The organism is Dehalococcoidia bacterium (assembly GCA_025054935.1).
Lineage (GTDB): Bacteria > Chloroflexota > Dehalococcoidia > SpSt-223 > SpSt-223 > JANWZD01.
The window spans coordinates 220385-243503 of record JANWZD010000002.1 but is presented as its reverse complement, the minus strand read 5'-3'; the positions used below and the strand labels follow the sequence as shown (position 1 = coordinate 243503).

The window sequence follows — 23119 nt, the reverse complement described above, 5'->3', positions numbered from 1 at the left end:
ACCTCCATCACGTTGTCAGCCGACGGTACAAGGCCGGCAGCCGCTTTGGCAGCATGCCGATTTCGTAGACGACCTCGTAGCCGATATCGACGCACATGGTCTTGAGATAGTCGTGGCCGAAGCGGTCGACAGTGAGGCAGAAGGGAACAATCGCCGCCCGCTTTGCTTCAAGCAGCGCCATCCGCGTGTCATGAATGGCATATTCCTTTTCCGTCCGATCGCGGCCGTACTCATGATCCTGCGGCCGGCCATCGGAAAGGAGGATCAGCAGCTTCAATTTCGCGTCAACTTGGCGCAGCTTGGTGACGCAATGGCGAAGCGCAGGGCCCATCCGGGTGCCTTGCACGGGACTGATCTTGTCAACGCGACGCTTCACTCGGTCGCTCAGCCGTTCGTCGAGGTCTTTGATCGTGAAAAACTCGACGTTCTCCCGTCCATAGCCGGAGAAGCCGTAAATCCCATAGGTATCGCCAATCGTCTCAAGCGCCTTGATGAGGAGCACGAGGCTCTCTTTCTCGATATCGATAATGCGCTTGCGCGGCGCGTCGAGCGGTTCATCCCACTGCCACCGCCAGCCGTTTGGGCGGTCCCACCGGATCGCGGGGGGTGGCTCGATAGCGATGGACCGACGCGGCCGCTCTTCGATCTCTTCGTCCGTTGATGCGCTCATGTCAAGGAGGAAGGCAACCGCGACGTCGCGCTCACCCTTATTCTTCCGCCAATACAGCTTGTCGGACGACGTCTGACCGGCGCGGCGCTGCGCGATCGCGTCGATTGTCGCATCGAGATCGAATTCCTCACCGTCTTGGAGGTTTTTGATCCGCTTAAACGCCTCGGGGCGCAGCAGTTCGAACTGGCGGCGGATCTCGCTCACGAGGGCATGGTGCGTGAGGAGGGTGCGTTCGAAGAACTCGATGCTCCCCTCCTGCAGCACTTGCTCTTTCAGGCGACACCAGCCCGGACGATAGTCGTTCGCCCGAAAGTCCCATTCGTCGTAGAGAAAGACCTTCGGGTCGGTCGCGCCCAGGGCGTGGCGCGGGGCAGCGGCTTGGCGAGCCGGCTCGACCGTCGGGTGCACCTGGCTCGCCGTCGCCCCTCGTCCTGCTTCGCGCAGGATATTGGTGACGAGCAGCCCGAGGCTCTGCTTCGCCTCGCCGCGGCTGAGATCGCCGAGGTCGAGCTCGCCGCTTTTCTCCAAGAGCTCGCCCAACTCCTCGGGGGAGATGCCCCCTGTCTCCCCTCCGCGCTGGCTCGATTCGCGGGCGCGGGCCATCGCTTCGACCAACTCAGGCTTCAGCTCATCGCGATACGCCACCGGGTCCGGCGAGCGATAGGGCAGCGCGGAGGAGGGGTCGGGCATTGCGTCTTTCCCCAACTCGATCGAGAGGTCATCGCCCTTCAGCTGCAGCGGCTCAAATGCGTTGCCCATCAATGGAATATTCGGAAGCTGAGCGACGAGTCGATAGAGGCGGATGGTAGCTTCAGCGGAGTCCTCGACAGTCGCTTCCGGCTGCGCCAGCGGCGCGAGCATTGACCGGAGAACCGTTTCCACCTCATCAGTCGGCTCCATGCCGAGCGACAGCCGGATCAGCAGCTCAACCAGCTGCTCCTGCAATGGCCGCGCTCGCAAGGGGCGGGTCGCGAGGGCGTGGCCTTGGACGGCAGCAAGCGCCCGCCGAATGCCGGGATATTCGCGCCGAATCCGCTGGTCGACCCGAAAATCCTCCGCAACAGCGAAGAGATCTTTCGCCAAGGCGCGCTGTTCGAAGGAGTCGAAGAAGCGTTGGAACGGCGACCCGGCGGGCGGAGCGGGAAGCGTCTGGCGCAGGTTGCGCGCGTGCACCGCAGCCGGGCGGTCGAAGTCGAAGGCGAACGTCCCGAATTCAAGATGGCCCGCTTGATGCGTGGCAAGCACTTTGTAGGCGGCAAAATTCTGCTCTTTGTCGCCATACTCTTCGAGATACGCGGGAAGATGCACCGAGACGCCATCGGTCGCGGGACGCTCGACGTTCGTCCACCCCACTGCGCGCTCCTTCAGGTCGGCAGTGGAGACGACCCGAAGCCGGCGCCCCGAGAGCGCCTCGCAGTACATCTGGAGCAGGGAGCGCACCGACTCAAACGCGACCCCGGGCGAGACGAGGTCGAGCACCTGCTTCGCTCGGCTCGACTGCAGCTGGAAGAACGCCTCACCCGCCTCGACGCTCTCGCGCAGCAGGTCAGCGCCATGCTGGTACCAGGCGTGCAGACCCCGGCTGCCCGCCCGCGCGCGAACGGTGGGGGCGCTTCGCGCGAGAGCCGTCGCCGCTCGCCAGCTTAGTGCGAAGAGTGTCTCGGCAAGGGGGGCAAGCGCCTGCCGGTCTTCCTCGGCGGCTGCGCGGAGCGCCGCAATCATCTCCTTAAGGAAGTCGAGAGCCGCATCCGGCTCGCGCTCGGCGAGTTGGCTGGTCAGGCGAATGACCCACGACCGCAGTTCGCCCTCCACGCCCTTGAAGAGCGCAGGGCTCTCTTTGAAGAGGGTCTGCGCCGCCTTCCAGTTGCCCAGCGCAAGCCGCCGCGCGAGGTCGAGCAGCGGCCTGCGCTGCTCGCTCGGCACCCGTGTCAGGATCCGCGAGCCGTGCTCAAGACAGTCGGCCGCAGCGTCGTACGAGTGGTGGGCGAGGGCGGCGAGGAAGGCGACAAATGCTTCTCCCGTTTCTAGGTCGAGGAGGTCGAGCAGCGCAGGGCTCTCCTCGAAATAGCGGGTGGCGAGCGAGATCGATTTCCAACTGTCGCCATGCAAGCGCCGCCCCAGCTCGGCCCAGCGGAGCAGGTCCGCCGGGGAAAGCCGCTCCGCAACCCGGGGAGAAACGTGGATGAACGCAGCGGCCACGATCGATGAGGCGGTGGTCAGTTCGCGGGCGCTCTGAGCCCATTCGATCAGGCGCTCTTCGTCGAGCAGTGCCGCCATCACCGGAGACGTCCGCAAGAACTCGGCCGCCGTCTCCCAAGAGCGGAATGAGGAACGCGCGATCTGCAGCACCGCATCGCACCAGCGGTCGAAGCTCGAGGGAGAGAGCTGACGCTGAAGCACGGCGGCAGCTTCGTCCAACTCACGAACGAGGGTTCGCGAGAAGGGAGCAAGGTCAGCGCGGACGTAGCTCAGCCTCGCAGACACCGCTCACTCAAAAATGCTCGAGACGACTTCCTCGAGGCTGCGCTGGACATGCTCATCGTCGGTGATCGCCCAAGTGATCCCCACTTGGCAGGCGCGCCGCGGCGAGATGCCCTTCGCAATCAGCCGGCCAGCATAGATCAAAAGCCGCGTGCTGACCCCTTCCTCCAGACCATGCTCTCGGAGGTTGCGCACCTTTTCTCCGAGTTTCGCCAAGTCGTATGCGACCTGCGGAGAGACGCCTGCTTCATGCTGGATGATCAGTGCTTCGAGTTCGCGGGGCGGGTAGTCAAACTCGATGGCGACGAATCGCTGGCGGGTGCTCTGCTTCAGATCTTTGAGCGCGCTCTGATAGCCGGGGTTATAGGAGATGACGAGGAGAAAGCCGTCGGCCGCTTCAATCACCTGCCCGCGCTTCTCGATCGGCAAGATCCGGCGGTGGTCGGTGAGGGGATGGATCAGCACCGTCGTGTCTTTGCGCGCCTCCACCACCTCATCCAGATAGCAGATCGCGCCCGTCTTCACCGCCTTCGTGAGCGGGCCGTCGATCCAGCGCGTCTCTTCGCCCTCCAGCAGGTAGCGCCCAACGAGGTCGGAGGCGGTCAGGTCCTCGTGACACGCCACGGTAATCAGCGGCACCCCGGCCTCGCCGTTGACGCCGATGCGATGGGATTGCAGCCGATAGGCCATGTACTCGACGAAACGGGTCTTCCCGCAGCCCGTAGGACCCTTCAGCAGCACGGGGAGGCGCTGCTCGTAAGCAGCGGTGAAGATCTCGACCTCGTCGCCTTGGGGAAGGTAGAACGGCTCTTCGCGGATCAGATGCTCCTCAACCGCGACTTCACGGGCTCGACGGAGGGTCATCGCGCCGCTCCCGTTCGCGAAAGAGGCGGCGCCTCGCCGCGCGCGCGCCGCAGCGCCGCCGCCCACGCTTCTTCGACTTGCGCCTCAAGGTCGGCGAGGCTGCCGCTGTTGTCGAGCACGATGTTGGCGCGGGCGCGCTTCTCGTCAATCGGCATCTGGGCTCGGATCCGCTCGCGGGCCTGCGCGTCGGTCAACCCGTTGCGCGAGCGAAGGCGCGCGAGCGCGATCTCCTCGGGAACATAGACAACCCACACTTCGTCGCAGAAATCGTCCCACCCCCCTTCGAAGAGGAGCGCCGCCTCAACCACTGCCACCTCGACATCGCCTCGGGCGCGAAGGGCAGCGAGCTCATCGAGGGCCATGCGGCGGATGCGGGGATGGGAGATCGCGTTGAGACGCTTCAGCTGCTCGGGGTCGGCAAACACAATGGCGCCGAGGCGGCGCCGATCGATCTCTCCATTGTCGCTGAGGATACCTTCGCCGAAGGTGGCAACGAGGGTTGCCCAGCTGTCGCTGCCGCGCTCCAGCACGCGGTGACCGAGCGCATCGGCATCGATGATGGCAGCGCCGCGTTCGCGCAGCATGGCGGCGACGGTCGACTTGCCGCTGGCGATGCCTCCAGTCAGGCCGACAACGAGCATCTCGCCTCTCGTAGCGAGGCTCCACCGGTGGAGCTCGTCAAGTGGGGGTGAGAACAGTATACCATGCCTGTTCACCCTCCGGTGGTACGCCTTCATCCGGCCAAGGCGCGCAGCGTCGGCTCGACCAGCGCGGCATCAGCCACGGCGAAGGGGGCCGCGCCGAGAGAGAGGATGACCGTGTCGGCTCCGGCTTCACCGTAGCGGCGAGCGAGCGCCGCGATCTCATCAGGACGGCCAATGAAGACGCGGGCGCGCAGTTCCTCATCCGTCAGCGGAGCAAACTGGCTTGCGGCACGCCGGACGGCGGCCAGTGCGCGCGGGGCATCCGCCGCCGCGGCAATGGGAACAGCGAGCACCCCAACCGACAGTTCAAGCGCGGCGGGGTCGCGCCCGGCACGGCTGATCTCCTCGCGCAGGGCCGCGAGGCGAGCGCGAAACGGCTCGACATTGCCGCCGTACCAAGCGCCGTTCCACCCGTCGCCCACCCGGCCAAGGAGCGCGTTCATGCGCGGCCGCAAGGTCGCAAGCCAGACGGGCGTCGGCGGAGGCGGCGGGGAGAGGCGCGCGTTCTCCAGCGCGAAAAATCGCCCCCGGAACGACACGGTCTCTCCCGCCAGCAGCCGGATGACGATCGCGACATACTCCTCCAGCCGAGCAACGCGCCGGTCAAAGGGGAAGCCGTACTCACGGTATTCCTCCTCGAACCACCCCGCGCCCAAGCCGAGAATGAGCCGGCCCTTTGTCACCTCCTGAAGGGTAGCAGCCGCTTTCGCAAGCAGCGCCGGATGCCGGAAGGACTGGCAGAGCACGAGGCTGCCGATCCGCACCCGCTCCGTCAGCGCGCCAATCGCAGACAAGACTGTCCAGCACTCGCGCACCCCGAGCCGACCGCCGCCGCGGGCGAGGAAAAAGTGATCGAGATACCACACCGAGTCGATCCCCGCCCGTTCGGCAGCAAGCGCTACCGCTCGAATGTCCTCCCACGTCGCCTCGCGGTCGCCGACCAGCGAGGGAAGCGCAACGCCGATACGCGGTGACTTGGTCATCCTCGCTCCTTTCCGCCATCTAGGGGAGGATACGCCCATTGCCCCCAAGAGCGCCTCACGGAATAGCGGAACAGCATGCCGGCGCTCCTCGCCCTCCGGCGCAGCGAGCGGCGTTGCCCGCGCTAACGCGAACCCAACGGCCGCTTGCATCGTTATACTCGATGAACAAGCGAGTTAGCGGTCAGCCTGATGATTTCGCGCCCGGAGGAGGAATGACCGGCTCGTGGAGGCAAACCGGCCGGAGCCCCAATTCGCCGCCTGCTCGGCATCTTCGCCGACGGGCGCGCGAGCGAATGCGCGCTCGCCGACGCCCTGGGTCGGCGCAGCGGCTCCTCCGCCTTCTCCTCGTCGCAAGCATCGTTGCGGTCAGCAGCGCTTTCTTCCTCTCGGCAGCGAGCGCAGCTGCCGCAACAGTCGCTCTGTCGCGGGTGTTGATCGATCTCCCCGACCCGGCCAACCTTTCCACTCGCGAAACGTTCAAGTCGACCAAGATTTACGACCGGAACGGCGAACTGCTGTACGAACTGATCGCCGAGAACGGCGGTCGGCGAACGCCCGTCACCCTGAGCGACCTCTCGAGCCACATTATCCGGGCGACCTTGGCGACCGAGGACCCGACATTCTATGAGGAATACAACCTCGGCGTCGACCTGCGGGGGATCGCCCGCGCGGCGTGGCACGAATATACCGGTGAGCGGCTGTCCGGCGGGAGCACGATTACGCAGCAGCTGGCGCGCGCAGCCCTCATGACGCCGGACGAAGCGGCGGAGCGAAGCTATACCCGCAAAGCGCGCGAGATTGCGCTCGCGGTCCAGATCAGTCAGCGCTACAGCAAAGACCAAATTTTGCAGATGTATTTCAATGAAATCTACTACGGAAACCTGAACTACGGGATCGCGGCGGCCGCCGAAGGGTACTTCGGCAAGCGCCCGAAAGACCTCACCCTCGCGGAAGCGGCACTGCTCGCGGGGCTGCCGCAAGCGCCGAGCCTCTACAACCCCCTGCTCTACCCCGAGCGGGCGAAGGCGCGCCAGCGCGACGTTCTTCGCCTCATGGTGGCGCGGGGCATGATCACCCAAGCCGAAGCCGACGCCGCCTACGAGGAGCCGCTCGTCTACAAGCCGCCGAGATACGACATCAAAGCGCCGCATTTCGTCATGTACGTGCGCGAGCTGCTCGAGGAGCGGTTCGGCGGTCCGCGGCTCTACCGCGGCGGCTACCACGTCTACACGACGCTCGACCTCCGGCTCCAAGCCGAGGCAGAACAGATCGTCAAAAAGCATATCGACGCCGCCCGGCGCTTCCGCGCGACGAATGCTTCGCTTGTCGCCGTTGACCCCAAAAAAGGCGAGATCCTCGTCATGGTCGGCAGCTACGACTATTGGGAGAAGAGCATCGACGGCCAAGTGAACGTGGCCCTGATGGAGCGACAGCCCGGCAGTTCGATCAAGCCGATCACCTATGCCGCCGCCTTCATGAAGGGCTGGACCCCCGGCACGATCGTCATCGACTCTCCGATTTCGTTCCGCGACGGTTCGCGCGTCTGGACACCGATGAACTACGACAACCGCTTCCACGGCGCGATGACCGTGCGCGAAGCGCTAGGCAACTCGTGGAACATCCCCGCGGTCAAGGCGCTCCAGTTTGTCGGCGTGCGAGAGATGATCGAGCTCGCTCGGAAGATGGGCATCACCAGCTTCAAGGATGCAAACCGGTACGGCCTTGCGATCACGCTCGGCGGCGGCGAAGTGCGGCTGATCGATCACGTGCAGGCGTATGCAACGTTCGCCAATCTCGGGCTGAAAGTGCCGCTCACGCCGTTCCTGAAAATCCTCGACGAGAACGGCCAAGTGGTCTACGATGCTGCGACCGACCCGGCTCGCCAGCCGGAGCGCGTGCTGACGGAAGAGATCGCCTACATGATCGCCGACATGCTCAACGACCCGCAGGCGCGCCGCGTGACGTTCGGCACCGGTCCGCCCCTTCGCCTCAGCCGCCCCGCCGCCGTCAAGACCGGCACGACAGATGACCATCGCGACGGCTGGACGATGGGCTACACGCCGTACCTTGTGACCGGGATCTGGGTCGGCAATTCGGACAATCGCCCGATGGCGGGGCTGAACGGGTCGCGCACGCCCGCGCTCATTTGGAACGAGTTTATGGAGCGCGCCTTCGGCTATTTCCCGAAGGATGAGTTTGACGGCGTCCATTTCCAGCCTGCTGAAGGCGCCGGCGAGAAGCACTGGGTCAGCAAGCTCTGGTACGACAAGCCGGCCCGCGTGGTCAACCCGCGCACCTGCGTCGCCGAAGGGCTCCCCCCAGAATGCGCCCGCGTCTCCAACGACCTTTACATTCGCGGGTTTGAGCCGCCGGCACCGCGGTTCAAGGTCGAAAAAGTGCTCGTTCTGAAGAGCGACCCCTCCCTGCGCGCCAACGAAGGATGCAAGCCAGAGGAGGTCGAGGATCGGGAGTTCTACATCCTGCTGCCGAGCGCGGGCACCCCCACTCCAGAAGAGCGTGAGCTTCCGCAGCCGCCTACCCGCTGGGCGCCCTGCGCGATCGCCGCCTTCACCCCGACCCCGACGCCAGGGCCAGTGATGCCGCAGCCGGTCGGCACCCCTGGGCCACAGCTTCGCGGCCCGTTCGGGGTCGCGATCGCCGCGCCGGCGGCCGGCGCCGTCCTGCGCGGCAATGTGCCGATCTCGGGGATCGCCAACGTGGCAAATTTCGCCGCCTACAAAGTTGAGGTCAGTCCCGGGCTGAACGGCGCCCAGTTCACTGCCATTGGGGAGTCGCTCGCACCCGGCGACGGCTTTCTCGCGACTTTCCCAACCACGCAGTTCCGAAACGGCAGCTACACGATCTATCTGCACGTCTTCGACCGCAGCGGCGGTCGGCAGACGACGACAATCCCCGTCGTGGTAGCAAACTGATGGCTGACCTCCGCGCGCTCGTCGCCCGCTGGATCGAGGCGTTCAATCGGCGCGACTGGGCCGCCTATGCCGACTGTTTCACCGACGATGTCACCTATCTGACGCCGGGCCGCTCCGAGCCGCTCGTCGGCCGCGACGCTCATGTCGCGCAGGATCAGCGCAACGCCGGCGACGGGCGATTGACGGCGCATCTGGTCATCATCGGCGACGACGGCCGCCATGTCGCGGTCGAAGGGGTGTTCGAGACCAGCACCCGCCTCTCAAAATGGGTCTCGATCCTCGAAATCCGCGACGGCCGCATCGCCGCGGAGCGGCTGTATTTCGACCGCCTCCGCAGCTGACAGCAGCTCAGCGGCTGGCCAGCTGCTTGCCCTCCGCCGCGCAGGCGTCCAGCGGGCCTCCCCCCGGGTCGCGCCGACGGCCATCCACGCTCTTGTTCCCGACGGCTCGATGGTGATGAAGCCGAAGTGCCTGCCGCGGTAGCGGAACCACCCCTCGCCGCCGCGCTCGCACACCGCATGATTGCTGCGCACCAGTGCCCACGGCGCGGTGAGAAAGGCCGGCGCAGCAGGCGCGAGCCAATCGGTGCGCCACGCCTCCTAGGTGGCGCTGTACGGGCTGCCGGCACAGCCCGGGTGGTCGCTAGGAAGAGGGCTCCTCCCGGCAAAAGAAGTCGCCGACGGGCACGATACGGTCAGGACAGACGCTGGCGACGCTCTGGTCAGCCGTCACGAGGGGCCACTGCTCAGGATCAGCGCACGCCTGCGCGCGCCCCCGCGATCCGGCAGGCGGAGTTGCCGAGAACGGCGATCCGCGGCGGGCCGCGGGGCACCAGCGGAAGGGTGTAGTCCTCGATGGGGGCCGGGAAGCGATGCGGCGGGATCGGCAGCGCGCAGACGAGCGCCGGGGACAGTTCGGCAGGACGCGCCCGAACCTGCGTCGGGATGGCGATGCCGGCAAGGCTCGCCGACGGATGACTGTCGGCCGCTGTGATCGCGCGGGCGGCAAGAAGGCCTTCCAGTCTGAGCACAACGTAGGGCGGGGGAACGGTTGCAGCTGAGCGGCAGCTGGCCCGTCCGCTAGGTCGGCAGGAGGAGCGTGCAGCGATCAGCAGACCGACGCCCCCTTCCCGGTGCGCGCTCGTCCATTGCAGCGCAGCGGGGCAACCCGGCTCCGCCTGTCAGACAGCCACGCTGACCGTGCCGAGTGCGGAGCGATCGCTTCGTATGAAATATCTCACCTTGAAGTATTTTCCGGATACAATGCCCCTGAATACGGCGTCGCCAGGCAGCCACCGGGAGGAGAAACATGTTCCGGCCGCTACCTCCGAACCTGCTCAGACCGCTCGCCGCGCTCGCTCTCGTCGGAGTGGCCTGCGCTCCTGCCGCGCCGACCCAGACAGCGGGGAGCGTCACCGGCCCAGTGATGCTTCAAGACTTCAAGCTGAACATCGCGATCTCGACGAGCATCACCACCCTCGACCCGCACGCGGCGATCGGGAACAACCCGCGCCGCTATGGCCTCTATGAGTGTCTCGTTGCTCAGGACGAAGCTGGCCGGCTGGAGCCGGCGCTCGCCTCCTCATGGCGCAATGTTGACGCGACAACGTGGGAGTTCAAACTCGCGCCGAACCGCAAGTTCCACGACGGCAGCCCGGTGACAGCCGAGGATGTGAAATACAGTCTCGACCGAGCGACCAACCCCGAGCTCCGTCTTGCCATTCTCGCCCGGACCGGCACCATCGACCAGACGACGATCGTCGATCCGTCGACGATCCGGATCACGACGAAGGGTCCGGACCCGATCCTGCTCAAGCGGGTCGCCCTTGTCGTGATCGTGCCGAAGGCCTATCTCGAGCGGATCGGTCCTGCCGAGTTCGCCACCAAAGGGATGGGCACCGGTCCGTACATGGTGAAAGAGTTCAACGGCACCGACCGGCTGTTGCTCGTCGCCAACCCGCACTATCCGACGAAGCCGGGCGCGAGCGAGATTTTGGTGCGGTCGGTTCCGGAGGCGTCGGCACGCATCGCCGGGCTGCGGACCGGCGAACTCGACCTGATCGACAATGTGCCGATCGACCAGTATGAAGCGGTGACGCGCGCCGGGATGCAGGTGATCGTCTTCAACCAAGGCCAGACAATCGGCGCGTTCATCTTCAGTACCCTTGCCGGCGAGCCGACACAGAACAAGCTGGTTCGCCAGGCGATCAACTACGCCGTTGATAAGGAGGCGATCGCCCGCGACATCTTCAAAGGACTGACGCGGCCGACGGGCCAGGTTGTCCAGACGACGACGGTCGGCTACAACCCGAACATCCGGCCGTATCCGTACGATCCGGCGCGGGCGCGCCAGCTGCTGGCGCAGGCGGGCTACCCGACTGGCTTTCGGATCCGGATGGCGGTCACCCTCGGCACGACGGCGGCGGAGCCGACCTTCCTGCTCATCCAGAGCAACCTGCGCGATGTCGGGATCGAGGCTGCAATCGAACAGTCTGCCGACTCCGCGTTCTTGCTCGACCACTGGTACGGCCGAACGCAGCGGGCGCATATCCTCACCGCGGGGCTGCTCAACTCCCCGGCAATGGACGCCGACTTCGCGCTGACCTGGTTCCGCGGCAACGAACCGGAGCCGGCGCGCCGGCATAACGACCCCGAATTCGACCGCTACTACCTCGCGTCCCTGACCGAAATGGATGAGAAGAAGCGGGTCGAGCTGCTGCAGAAAGCGATTGAGGTGATGTACGAGAACCCGCCGTTCCTCTTTCTCGTCGACGGGGTTCGCCTCTGGGCCGCCAGCAGCAAGCTCGAAAACGTCATCCCGCGCGGCGACCAAGAGCCCCGCTTCGACATCATCCGCAAGAAGGCATAGACCGCTCTCGGGGGAGCAAGGCTGGCGCCTCCCCCGGAGGTTTCGCTCGGCCGCCGTCAGGCAGGCGGGGCGCTCAGCGCGCGTGCCTCATCTCCCCCCGCTGCAACGCGAGCCGTCTCTAACCGGGGACGGCTCGCCGATTTGCTGCTTGCTCTTTGATCAAGCGGGGGGCGCGGATGTCCGTCAGCCGCGTTCCGCTCGAGCCGTCCGGCCGCTGAAAGAGCGGCGGCACGTGACGTCCTCGTGTCACGGCCAGTATACTGAAGGCTGCTTCAGCGACTGCGCATCTTCTCCCGCTGAGTGTCCGCGTGGAAATCGTTCGCCGCTTTCGCGCTCAAGACCGGCCGGTTCAGCTTCTCCTCATCAACGATCTGACGATCTTCCTCAGCTTTTTTATGCTCTTTCCGTATCTCGCCACCTACTTCGCCGATACGCTGGGCTTTCCTGCGTGGCTTGTCGGGATCATCCTCGGGGTGCGGGTCTTCTGCCAGCAAGGATTGACAATCCTCGGCGGAACACTCGCCGACCAGATCGGGTTCAAGCCGGTGATCGTCGCCGGTCTCCTGCTGCGAACGATCGGCTTTCTGCTCTTTGGGGTCACCGCCTCCCTGCCGGGGGTGCTGCTCGCCGCGATCCTGACCGGGCTCGCCGGCGCCCTCTTCGGCCCCTCCCTGCGCGCCTATCTTGCTGCCGAAGCGCCGAAGCGCCGCGCCGAGGTGTTCGCGCTCGATGCCGTCTTCGCCCAAACCGGCACCTTGCTCGGACCGCTCGTCGGCGTGGTCCTCCTCCAGTTCAGCTTTCAGCTCGTCTGTCTCTCTGCGGCTGCGGTGTTCTTCGTGCTCGGCGTCGTCCAGCTGTTCTCTCTTCCGCCGCGCGGCGGGGGCGGCGCAGGAGTTGCCTCAGCGTTCAGCAGCTGGCGGGAAGTGTTCGGCAATCGGCCGTTCCTTCTCTATTCGCTCTCGATGCTCGGTTTCTTCACCCTGTTCAACCAGATCTATATCGGGCTGCCGCTGGAGATCCGCCGCCTGACGGGGAGCGAACTGCTTGTCGGAGCGATTTTCTTCATCTCCTCGGCGATGACTATTTTCGGCCAGCTGCGGGTCACCTCGTTCTGCCAAGAACGGTGGGGAGAAGCGGCGTCGCTGCCGTGGGGGGTCCTCGTGATGGGGCTGGCATTCGTGCCGCCGCTCGTCGGCGCGTTGTTCCTCCCCCTTCCCGGCGAGAGCATTTTTGCCGCGCTGATCAATGCCAGCCCCGTTCTGCTTGCGGCGGCCATCCTCACGTTCGGGCTTCTCATCGTCCGCCCCTTTCAGATGGCCCTCATTCCCCTGCTCGCCGGCGACCGCCTGCTCGGCACCTACACCGGCGTGTTCTGGATGTGGTCGGGGATTGGCGCCACAATCGGCAATACCCTCACCGGCTTCGCCTTTGACGCGCAGCGCACCGCCGGCTTGACCGCGCTCCCATGGGCACTGCTCGTTGGGCTCGGCCTGCTCTCCGCGCTCGCCGTCGCCCTCGTCACGCGCGGGGAGCAGTTCAGCCGCCGGGTCAACGCTGGCGAACGCGTCTCACCGCCTCTCCCCGCCGGGACATCCCGCGCTTCTTCGGCTTCGAAATCGTGAACTGCCGCGCAGGAGCCGGCATCTGGGCGGCCGCAATGAGGCGGATCACGATCGCGCTCCGTTCATCGAGAAAGCGGGGTGAAACAGTTCGACATCCCAATCGCGGTAGAGGCGCGGCAGCATCTCTTCCGGCGTCCATTCCGACTGGCCGTATTTCCCGCGGTATTCAGTCAGGGTCGGGCCGACCTCGTAGAACATGATCTGGGCGATGCGGGCGCCGACAGGGAGGCGAATGTTGGACTGGCTATGATTGGTGATCTCCATCGTCCAGCGAGCGATATAGCCGACATCGCCGAGGCCGGCGCACTTGCAGACCGAGAGCGCGGACCGTCCGATGCTGGAGCGGCAGCGCATCGAGGTCGTGAACCCGTTGCGCGCGCCGACCACCTCTTGGGTGTGAGCGAGGATCGTGTCGCCGGCGCGGATAGTAATGATCCCGTCTTTCGCCCGCTTCGGCTCGCCCCAGAACGCCCGGACAGACTCCTCGTCAAAGAAGTCGACGACCATCAGGTTGCGGTTCGGCTCGTAGTACCACTCCCCTAGCCGGACATCGTAGGAGTTTGTCCCCAGCTGGCGGCGGTCGAACGGTTCGATGACGATATTCCCCTTTTCCAGCTCTTCGAGAATGCGTTTGTCGCTCAGCACCATCGCCGTGCTTCCCTCCGTCTTCTTGTCTGCATCGTAGCAGGACCGTCCTGCCGTCGCCATCGGAACGGGGGTAATCTCCTGCACCGTCAAGCGCCGGCGGGCGTTAGACTGATCGAGGTTGTCAGCATCAATGCGAGCATGGCAGCACCCTGGTCTCGCCCTCGCGATCGTCGGGGTCGCGGCTGTCGCGGCCTTCCGCTGGGCACTGGCCGAGTTGCCCTCGCCCGTCATGCTCGCGGACCCGCCCGCGTCCATCCTCATCCTCGACCGCAACGGGCGCCTGCTCTACGAGATCGAGACCGAGGTTGGGAGCGTCCGGCCGGTCAGGCGTGATGAAATTGCGCCGAGCGTCGTGGCGGCGACCCTCGCGACCGAAGATCACCGCTTCTTCCAGCATCCCGGCGTTGATCTCGTGGCGCTCCTCCGGGCGGCAGGTCAGTCGCTGCGCGGCGAGCCGTCGGGCGGGAGCACGATCGAAATGCAGCTGGCACGGCAGGCCTTGCTCCGCGACGACCCGCTCGCCCACCCCCCGCTGCGGCGCAAGGCGCGGGAACTGGCCCTCGCGCTCCAGATCGCCCGCCACTTCCCGAAAGACGAGATCCTCCGCCTCTACCTCAACCGCGCCCCCTACGGCGCTCGCGCCGTCGGGATCGACGCCGCAAGCCGGGCGTACTTCGGCGTCGCCGCGTCCGATCTCTCGGTCAGCCAAGCGGCTCTTCTCACTGGCTTGCTCCAAGCCCCCGCGCGATACGACCCGCGCGACGACCCAGCGCTTGCGCTCGAGCGGCGCCAGACCGTGCTCACGCTGATGACACGGCGCGGCATGCTCAGCCGGGACGAGGCGGAACGCGCCGCCGCCGAACCGCTCGAGCTTCGGCCGTCAGCGCCGCCGGTCGTTGCGCCGCACTTTGTGGTCGGGACACGCGAGCGGGCGCTCGCGCTTGCCGCTCAGCACGGCGGCAGCCGCGTGATCACGACGCTCGACGCCGGCCTGCAGCAGCTTGCCGAACGGACGATCGCGCGCCATCTCGCCCGCCTCGCCAACCACGACGTCACCAACGCTGCCCTCATCGCCATCGACCCGCGAACGGGGGACATCCTCGCGCTTGCCGGCTCGGCCGACTACTTCAACCCCGCGATCGACGGCCAAGTGAATGTCGCCGTCTCACCGCGCCAGCCCGGCTCGGCGATCAAGCCGCTCACCTACGCTGCCGCCTTCGAGCGCGGCTATGCGCCGGCCGATGTGTTCTTTGACGTCCGCTCGACGTTCACAACCCGCCGCGGCGAGCCCTTCGTCCCCGTCAATTACGACCACGACTATCATGGCCCGATATCCCTCCGGACCGCGCTCGGCGCCTCGATCAACGTCGTTGCCGTCCAGCTGCTCGACCGGATCGGCGTTTCGGCGCTGGTCGAGATGGGGCAGCGGCTTGGGATCTCGACATGGCACGACGCTGACCGCTACGACCTCGCCCTCACCCTCGGCGGCGGCGAGGTGACGCTGCTCGACCTGACGGCAGCGTACGCTGCGTTTGCAAACGGCGGGCTTCTCTCTCCCCCGGCTGACCTGCTGCGGATCGAATCGAGCGCAGGGCAGACGCTCGTTGCGATCGAGCGGCCGCCGCCGCGGCAGGTGCTCGCCCCGGAAATCGCCTACCTTGTCGCCCACGTGCTGAGCGACCCCCGCGCCCGCGAACTGTCCTTCGGCATGAACAATCCGCTGACGCTCTCCCGTCCGGCCGGCGTGAAGACAGGCACGACCAGCCGCTTCCGCGACAACTGGACGATCGGCTTCACGCCGCAGCTGGTGGTCGGCGTCTGGGTCGGCAACAGCGACGGCCGGCCGATGCGCGAGGTGAGCGGTATCTCCGGGGCGGCCCCGATCTGGCGCGACTTCATCAGCGAGGCGCTGCGCGGCGAGCCGGCGCAGGCATTTCCCGTCCCGGCGGGGATTGTTTGGGCTGCAGTCTGCGAGGTGGACGGCAAGCGCGCTGCGCCCGACTGCCCGCGGGTCGTCCTTGAGCCGTTTCTCGCCGGCCGCGAGCCGAGCGAGCCGTCGACGAGCTACCAGCGCCTCCGGATCGACAGCGCGACCGGCCGGCTGTGGGAGCCGGGCTGCCGCGGACCGGTCAGCGAGCGCCTGTTCTGGATCGTCCCGCCACCGGCGCTCGCGTGGGCGCAGGAGCGCGGCATCCCCCTGCCGCCGACTGAGAGCTGTCTCACCGGTCAGCGCGACGAGGCACCTCGGTTCGTCCGGCTCGTCGCGCCCGACGACGGCGCCGAACTGGTCATCTCGCCGCGGCTGCCGACGGCGATGCAGCGGCTGCGCGTCCGGGCTGCCGCCGCCGGCGGCGCTGTTCTCCTCACCGTGAACGGCATCCCGATCGCTCCGCTCGGAGCCGCTGAAGGATGGTGGACGCTCGAGCCGGGCGAGCATGTCGTCCGAGCCGCCCTCCTCCGCGACGGCAGCGAAGTAGCTGCCGATGAGCGGCGCATTCGGGTCGACGGAAGATAAGAGGGAGACGAGCCATGAGCGCGCGCTTCTGGATCGCCATCGCCGGTATCCTCCTCGCCCTCCTCGTTCTGGCAGGGGGCACCGTCGCGACGCTGCTCCTTCTTCGCCGTGCGCCAGTCGCTCCGGCGGTCATCGCCTACGAGCCGGAGCAGCAGCGCGAGGTCCCGCCCACCGCGACCATCGTCATCTCCTTCAACACCGCGATGGACCGCGCCTCGGTCGAACGGGCGTTCCAGCTCCAGCCGGCTGTCGACGGCCGCTTCGAGTGGAGCGGCGATACTGTCCGTTTCGCGCCGTCCCGCCCATTGGCGCGGAATACCACCTACACCGTCACCCTCGGCACAACCGCGCGGAGCGCCGCCGCTCTGCCGCTGCGCGAGCCGTTCTCGGCCGAGTTCACCACCGCCGGCGACCTCGTTCCTGTTGCCTTCTTTCCGTTCGACGGCGCCCTCGACGTTCCGCTCGATGCGGCGATTACAGTCGCCTTCAACCGGCCAGTCGTCGCGCTCGGCGCCAGCAGCACCCCCGACCCGCTCGTCATCACGCCGTCGCTCCTAGGAACCGGACGCTGGATCAGCCCGAGCGTCTACCGCTTCCAAAGCCGCGACGGCTTCCGTCCCGCGTCGGTCTACACCGTCACTCTTCGCCGCGATGTCGAGGATGTCACCGGAGGCCGGCTGGCGAGCGATGTCCGCTCCACCTTCAGCACCATTCGGCCGGCACTCGCCGAGTTCACGCCGACCGCGAACAGCCGCTTCGTCCCCACGACCCAAGAACTGACCCTCGTCTTCAACCAGCCGATGGACCGCGCGAGCGTGGAAGCGGCGTTCCGCCTCACGGGGCCGACGGATCAGCCTGTTGCCGGCACGTTCCGGTGGGAGAGCGACCGCCGCGTTGCGTTCGTGCCGGCGCAGCCCCTTGCCGCCGATGTCACCTACGCGGCACAGCTTGCCGCCGGCCTCCGGGGCAGCGACGGGCCGCTCCCCTCACCCGAGCCGTTCCGGTGGACGTTCCAGACCGTCGGGCCGCCGCGCCTTGTCGCGTCGACCCCTGCCGACGGCGCCACCGCCGCGCCGACAACCCAGCTCTCGCTCACCTTCAATCAGCCGATGGATCCCGCCTCGGTGGCGGCGAACCTGACGATCGTGCCCGCGCCAACGCAGGTTTTCTCCTCGTGGACCGAGTCGAACACGCGCCTGACCTTCTTCTTCCGGCTCCAGCCGTCGACCGCCTACAGCGTCGTTGTCGGACCGGACGCGCGGGACCGGCTCGGCAGAGCGATTGGCACGCCGCAGCGGATCGCTTTTACCACCGCGACGACCCCGCCGCGGCTCACCTTCCTCAGCACTGCCGAGACGACGACAGTGCTCGCCGGGACACCGCTGCTGGGCGCGCTCGAGGCTGTCAATGTCCCGTCGGCGACCCTTCGGCTCTACCGGCTCGATCAGCGGACCTATCTCGACCTTGCCTCTTCGAGGCCGGGCGGGAACAATCCGGCCGCGCCGCCGGGCCAGCTTGCCGGCGAATGGACCGTCGATACGCGCGGGGAACTGAATGCGACGCGGGTCGTCACGCAGACGCTCACGGTCGGCGGCCAGCCGCTTGGGCCCGGCTTCTATTTCCTCACCGCCGAGGGCGCGGGAGTGCGCGACTCCCAGCTGCTCGCTGTCTCGCGGCGCGCCCTCACCGTGAAGCTCGGCGCGAACGAGGCGCTGCTCTGGGCGACCGACCCGGCGACGGCCCAACCGGTCGCGAACGCGCCGGTGCAGGCATTCTTCGGTCCAACCCAGCCCCTCCCGATGCCCCAGCCAGTCCGTACCGGCGCCGACGGCGTCGCCCGCTTTCCCCTCCCGGGGGGGCCGCCGCCCAATCTCTGGGTGCTTCTCGACGAGCCGGACGGGCCATCGGTCGTCTCGGCCAGCTGGTCAGACGGGATCGAGCCGTGGCAATTCGGGATCGAGGGGGAGCTGCCGCTCTCGCCGTACCGCGCGGCGATCTTCACCGACCGCCCGGTCTATCGCGCCGGCCAGATTGTCTATTTCAAAGGGATCGTCCGGCGCGATGACGACGGCGCCTACAGCCTGCCGACAGCGCTGTCGTCTTTCCAGCTGGCAGTCACCGACCCGACCGGCCGCTCCGTCCTCTCGCAGACAGTCATCCTCGACGACTTCGGCACCTTCTCCGGCCAGATCCCGCTCTCGGAGAATGCCGCGACCGGCGATTGGTCGATCACGCTCCGAGACCCCGCGACCGACTTCTCCGCGTGGGCCGGCTTCCAAGTGGCAGAGTATCGTCGTCCTGAGTTCCAGGTCGAAGTGCGGCCGCAAGAGGAGCAGGTGGTCGCCCACCAGACGGTCAGCGTCACCGTCGCCGCGGAGTACTTCTTCGGAGCGCCGGTTGCCGGCGGCCGCGTGACGTGGCGCGTTGCCAGCGACCCCTACATCTTCCGCGGCCCGACGGGGACCGACTGGACCGGCTTTACCTACGGCGTCGTCGATCTCCGGCCGCCGCCGGTCGGCAGCGGGCCGGAGGCGCTCGCGTCCGGCCTCGGGACACTCGACCGCCAAGGCCGCGTCGACATCGCCTTTCGCGCTGATCTCGACCGCTTTCAGGGCAGCCGGCTGCTGACGGTCGAGGCGTCGGTCAGCGACGAGAGCGCCCAGCAGATCAGCGGGCGGGCAGAGATCATCGCTCACAAAGGGGCTTTCTACATCGGCGTGCGCAGCCCGACGCGCCTCGTGCGCAGCGGCGAGACAGCGACGTGGGACATCGCAACGGTCGGTATCGACGTGCGGCCGCGTCCGAGCGTGCCGCTCACGCTCGACCTCGCCGCTCGGCGCTACTACTCGGTGCAGGAGCGCACGCCCGAGGGTGACCTCGTCTGGGTCACGACCTTCGAGGACACGCCGGTGCCAGGCGCAGCGCGCACTCTGACAACGGACAGGAACGGCCGCGCCCAAGCGGCGTTCACGCCTCCGCGCCCTGGCCTCTACCGCATCCAAGCGACGGGCCGCGATGAACTCGGCAACGAGGTACGAACGGTCGCCTTCCTCTGGGTTGCCGGAACCGAGTTCGTCAACTGGGGGCTGGAGAGCAACGACCGGATGGACCTCGTCCTCGACAAGCCGGTCTACGCGCCGGGCGAGACCGCGAAGCTGCTCGTGCCGACCCCGTTCGCGACCTCAACCGCGCTCCTCACCATCGAGCGCCAAGGCGTGCGCTCCTCCCGCGTCGTCACGCTGACATCCAGCAGCCCCGTTCTCGACATCCCCGTCGAGCCCGACTACCTGCCGAACGTTTTCGTCTCGGTCGTCGCCTTTGCCGGCGACAGCGCCCAGGGGCCGCCTTCCTACAAGCTCGGCTACGCCAATCTTCGGGTGGATGCCTCGGCGAAACTGCTCACGCTCGAGATCCGCAGCGACAAGGCGCGCTACCAGCCCGGCGAGACCGTCCGCTACCGGGTGAAGGCGACCGATGCCGCCGGACGGCCGGTGCAGGCGCAGCTCTCGGCGGCGGTCGTCGACCGCGCTGTCCTGTCGCTCGCCGACGACGAGCCGCCGACGTGGCTGTTTGATCGCTTCTACCGCGAGCGCGGACTCGGCGTCGTCACTGCCGCGACATTAGCGGCATCGCAGACCCGCCTCGACATCGCCTCACGCGCCGCCGGCAAGGGAGGCGGCGGCGCGATCCGCGAGGTGCGCTCGCGCTTTGCCGATACCGCCTTCTGGAGCCCCCGTCTTGTCACCGACCGCAACGGCGAGGCGACATTCGATGTCATGCTTCCGGACAATCTGACAACGTGGCGGCTGACTGTCAAGGCGGTGACGCGCGACTCCCAGTTCGGTCAAGCGACCCATGACATCGTCAGCACGAAGGACCTCCTCGTGCGGCCGGTGGTGCCGCGCTTCCTGACCAGCGGCGATCGGGCGACAGTCGGCGCGATCGTCCAGAACCTGACCGACCGGCCGCTGGAGGTTACCGCCACCCTTGAGGTGAGCAATCTCGCCTCGCCGGCTGGCGGCTTCGCGGCGCCGCGGCTGAGCGTCCCGGCGCGCGGGACGGCAAGCGCCCGCTGGGAGGTGAGCGCCGGCCAGCCGGGCGAGGCGCGTCTCCGTTTCCGCGCCGACACCGGCGGGACCAGCCCCCCCGGCGACGCCGTCGAAATTGCGCTGCCGGTCAATCCGCTCGCGACCGCCGAGGTCGTCGCCTCTAGCGGGCAAGTCGCCGCCCAAGTGGTCGAAACGGTCCGGGTGCCGAGCCCCGTCAACCCCAATCTCGGCGAACTGACGGTCGAACTCGCTCCCTCACTCACCGCCGGCCTAGAAACCGGCTTCCGCGAACTGAGCGCCTTCCCGTGGGAGCCGACCGAGGTAACCGTCTCGCGGCTACTCTCCTCGCTCGACTACCTGCGCGTCCTGAGCGCGACGGGAACGCTGACGCCGGAGCTCGTCAGCCGGATTGCGGACCAGAATATTGCTGCCCTCCAGCGGCTTGCGCTGGCGCAGCGGACCGACGGCGGCTGGGGCTGGTTCCGCGGCGACCCAAGCCAGCCCTTCCTCACCGCCTACGCCGTCTTTGGCCTCATCAGGGCGCAGAAGGCCGGCTACGCAGTCGATGAAAGCAGCCTTGCGCGCGGCCTCGATGCCGTGACGCAGCAGCTGCAGCGTCCTGTCGACGTCGGCAGTCCCGACGATGCCAACGCCCGCGCCTATGCCCTCTTCGTCCTCGCCGAAGCGGGGCGGCCTTCGACCGGAGCGCTCAACGCCCTATTCGAGCGGCGGGCTGCCCTCGCCGACTGGGCCAAGGCGTCCCTCCTCCTCGCCATCTTCCGGGCGAACGGCGACCGCGGCGACGCCCGCACTGCGACCCTGCTGAACGAACTTGTCGGCACCGCCACGTGGAGCGCGACCGGAGTCCACTGGAACGACCCCGGCGACCGACGCAGACTCGGCGGAACGAGCCGATCGACGGCAGTCGTCCTGCAAGCCCTCCTCGCCGCTGACCCGCAAAGCCCGCTCATTGACCCGGCCGTGCGCTGGCTGATGATCGAGCGGCGCGACGGCTGGTGGGGCACCACCTTCGACACCGCCGCCGCGCTGAACGCGCTTGCTGTCTATGCTGTTCGCTCTGCTCTGCCGTCGCCCGATTATCGCTATCGCGTCTCCCTCAACGGCCGAGCACTCGCGAGCGGCCGCGTCACCCAGGACACGCCGGGCGCGCGCACACTCGTTGTCCCCGTGCGCGACCTGCTGCTCGACGCGCCGAACCGGCTCGTGCTCGAGCGGGAGGCGAGCGGCCTACCGAGCGCCGCGGGACGGCTCTATTACACGGCGTCGCTCCGCACCTTCCGCCTTGGGGAGCAGGCCGAGCCGCGCGCGGAGGGGATTGCAATCACCCGCGAGTACCTGCCCGCTGACCCGACCAGCACAAGCCCGATCCGTTCTGCGAGGGTCGGCGACCTCATTCGCGTCCAGCTGACCATCATCGCCCCGAGCGACCTCGACTACGTGGTGGTGGACGACCCGTTGTTCGCCGGCGCCGAGGCCGTGAACCCCGACCTTGCGACGGCGAGTATCTTCGAGCGAGGAGGCGGGCGATCGGCCTGGCGCTTCTCGCATATCGATATCCGCGATGACCGGGTCGCCCTTTTCGCGCGCGCTCTACCGCGGGGAACCTACCAGTTCTCCTACCTCGTCCGCGTGACGACGGCCGGCGACTTCGTCGTCCCGCCGGCGCGGGCAAGCTTGATGTACTTCCCGGAGGTGTGGGGCCGAAGCGGCAGCGCGCGCTTCGAGGTCCGGGAATAAGGACGAGGGTTCAGGAAGCGCCGAACGTCTGCATAACACGCTCGTACTGCTCCCACACCTCATCCGGCGGAAGGCCGGCCGTCGGCACAGCGAGGGCAGCGGCATCGACCATGCCCTCATAGCGGGCGACCTCGGCGCGCACCTCGTCGGCTGTTCCGGCGATGGCGAGCACCTTCACCATCTCGTCGGTCACCATCCGCGCCGCCTTGGCGAGGTCGCCCGCTTCGAGCGCGGCACGAATGGCCGCCTGCTCCTCGACGAAGCCGTGCAGTTCCATCACCGGCGTGATGTAGGGCGTCCGGAAGTAGAACATGATCCCGTTGCGGGCGCGCGCGATCGCGCGGCGGGGATCATCGTCGATCGAGCATTCGAACGAGCCGACGACCTCAAATGGGCCGAGGCTCGGGTCGCGCTTGGCGAGGCCGCGGCGCAGAGCGGGGAGGGTCAGCTCGGCGTAGGAGCGGTAGGAGTGAACCGGATGAAGGATGACGCCGTCGGCCAGCTCCCCCGCCAGTTCCAGCATCTTCGGCCCGACCGCCCCGAGATAGACCTTCAGGTCGGGCGACTCGGGCGCGCTCCAGCGCTCGTAGCGGCGGATGGTATAGAACTCGCCCTCGAAGTCGAGCGGCGAGCCCGGCACGGCCTTCCACAGCAGCCGCATCAGCGTCAGGTACTCGCGCATTCGGGCGACGGGCCGATGGTAGGAGATGCCGTGATGCTGCTCGTTGCGAAACTTCGGCATCGTCCCGAGGCCGAGGATCATCCGCCCGGGCGCGAGGGCATCGAGCGTCGAGGCGGAGACGCTCATCAGGGGCGGCGTCCGCGCCCACGTCGCAACGGAGACACCAAGCCGCAGCCGCCGCGTCACTTGGGAGAGCGCGCCGTAGACGGTGAAGATGTCATACAGCACTTCCCCAAGCCAGATGGCATCCATGCCGGCCTCGTCCATCCGGCGTCCGAGCTCGACCAGCCGGCGGCCGGTCACGCCGTCGCCCGACATCCCGATCCCCATCGCGATCGCCAT

14 protein-coding genes are annotated in these 23119 nt (G+C 67.3%); 6 read left to right on the top strand and 8 right to left on the bottom strand.

What is annotated here, in order from left to right:
* Positions 1-7: 7 nt before the first annotated feature.
* The 4 genes from NZ773_03925 to NZ773_03910 form a co-directional block, all read right to left on the bottom strand.
* The gene (locus NZ773_03925; GenBank protein ID MCS6801076.1) at positions 8-3154 is read right to left on the bottom strand and encodes a hypothetical protein; all 3147 of its coding nucleotides are present in this window, start codon (positions 3152-3154) and stop codon (positions 8-10) included.
* A gap of 3 nt (positions 3155-3157) precedes the next feature.
* Positions 3158-4015 (bottom strand): CbbQ/NirQ/NorQ/GpvN family protein, encoded by an 858-nt coding sequence (locus tag NZ773_03920; protein MCS6801075.1) that lies wholly within the window; start codon positions 4013-4015, stop codon positions 3158-3160.
* The gene (gene coaE, locus NZ773_03915; GenBank protein ID MCS6801074.1) at positions 4012-4656 is read right to left on the bottom strand and encodes a dephospho-CoA kinase; all 645 of its coding nucleotides are present in this window, start codon (positions 4654-4656) and stop codon (positions 4012-4014) included. The genes NZ773_03920 and coaE overlap by 4 nt, the downstream gene beginning before the upstream one ends.
* A gap of 92 nt (positions 4657-4748) precedes the next feature.
* Entirely contained in the window at positions 4749-5702 is a 954-nt protein-coding gene (locus NZ773_03910) for an LLM class flavin-dependent oxidoreductase (GenBank protein MCS6801073.1), read from the bottom strand.
* A 212-nt stretch (positions 5703-5914) separates the two neighbouring features.
* Here NZ773_03910 and NZ773_03905 point away from each other — a divergent pair, with 212 nt between their 5' ends.
* Both NZ773_03905 and NZ773_03900 read left to right on the top strand, forming a co-directional pair.
* Positions 5915-8635, top strand: coding sequence for a PBP1A family penicillin-binding protein (locus NZ773_03905; protein MCS6801072.1), 2721 nt, complete (start codon positions 5915-5917; stop codon positions 8633-8635).
* On the top strand, positions 8635-8976 hold the full coding sequence (locus NZ773_03900; protein MCS6801071.1) for a nuclear transport factor 2 family protein: 342 nt from the start codon (positions 8635-8637) through the stop codon (positions 8974-8976). Before NZ773_03905 ends, NZ773_03900 begins: the two co-directional genes overlap by 1 nt.
* Before the next feature lie 410 nt (positions 8977-9386).
* Here the strand turns inward: NZ773_03900 and NZ773_03895 are convergent, their stop codons facing one another.
* Positions 9387-9665 (bottom strand): hypothetical protein, encoded by a 279-nt coding sequence (locus NZ773_03895; GenBank protein ID MCS6801070.1) that lies wholly within the window; start codon positions 9663-9665, stop codon positions 9387-9389.
* A 278-nt stretch (positions 9666-9943) separates the two neighbouring features.
* Between NZ773_03895 and NZ773_03890 the strand changes: the two genes are divergently transcribed.
* Entirely contained in the window at positions 9944-11503 is a 1560-nt protein-coding gene (locus tag NZ773_03890) for an ABC transporter substrate-binding protein (GenBank protein ID MCS6801069.1), read from the top strand.
* Positions 11504-11621: 118 nt separating this feature from the next.
* Here the strand turns inward: NZ773_03890 and NZ773_03885 are convergent, their stop codons facing one another.
* Positions 11622-11753 (bottom strand): hypothetical protein, encoded by a 132-nt coding sequence (locus NZ773_03885; GenBank protein MCS6801068.1) that lies wholly within the window; start codon positions 11751-11753, stop codon positions 11622-11624.
* Positions 11754-11811: 58 nt separating this feature from the next.
* On the opposite strand from NZ773_03885, the gene NZ773_03880 reads away from it, so the two are divergent.
* The gene (locus NZ773_03880) at positions 11812-13125 is read left to right on the top strand and encodes an MFS transporter (GenBank protein MCS6801067.1); all 1314 of its coding nucleotides are present in this window, start codon (positions 11812-11814) and stop codon (positions 13123-13125) included.
* Between the two features lie 45 nt (positions 13126-13170).
* On the opposite strand, the gene dcd is transcribed toward NZ773_03880, so the two are convergent.
* Complete coding sequence (gene dcd, locus NZ773_03875) at positions 13171-13857, bottom strand: dCTP deaminase (GenBank protein ID MCS6801066.1); 687 nt, start codon at positions 13855-13857, stop codon at positions 13171-13173.
* A 34-nt stretch (positions 13858-13891) separates the two neighbouring features.
* Here dcd and NZ773_03870 point away from each other — a divergent pair, with 34 nt between their 5' ends.
* Positions 13892-16288 (top strand): transglycosylase domain-containing protein, encoded by a 2397-nt coding sequence (locus NZ773_03870; protein ID MCS6801065.1) that lies wholly within the window; start codon positions 13892-13894, stop codon positions 16286-16288.
* A gap of 14 nt (positions 16289-16302) precedes the next feature.
* Positions 16303-22095 carry an Ig-like domain-containing protein gene (locus NZ773_03865; GenBank protein ID MCS6801064.1) on the top strand — a complete coding sequence of 1931 codons (5793 nt, stop codon included), beginning with the start codon at positions 16303-16305 and terminating at the stop codon, positions 22093-22095.
* A 10-nt stretch (positions 22096-22105) separates the two neighbouring features.
* On the opposite strand, the gene NZ773_03860 is transcribed toward NZ773_03865, so the two are convergent.
* Entirely contained in the window at positions 22106-23119 is a 1014-nt protein-coding gene (locus tag NZ773_03860; protein ID MCS6801063.1) for an LLM class flavin-dependent oxidoreductase, read from the bottom strand.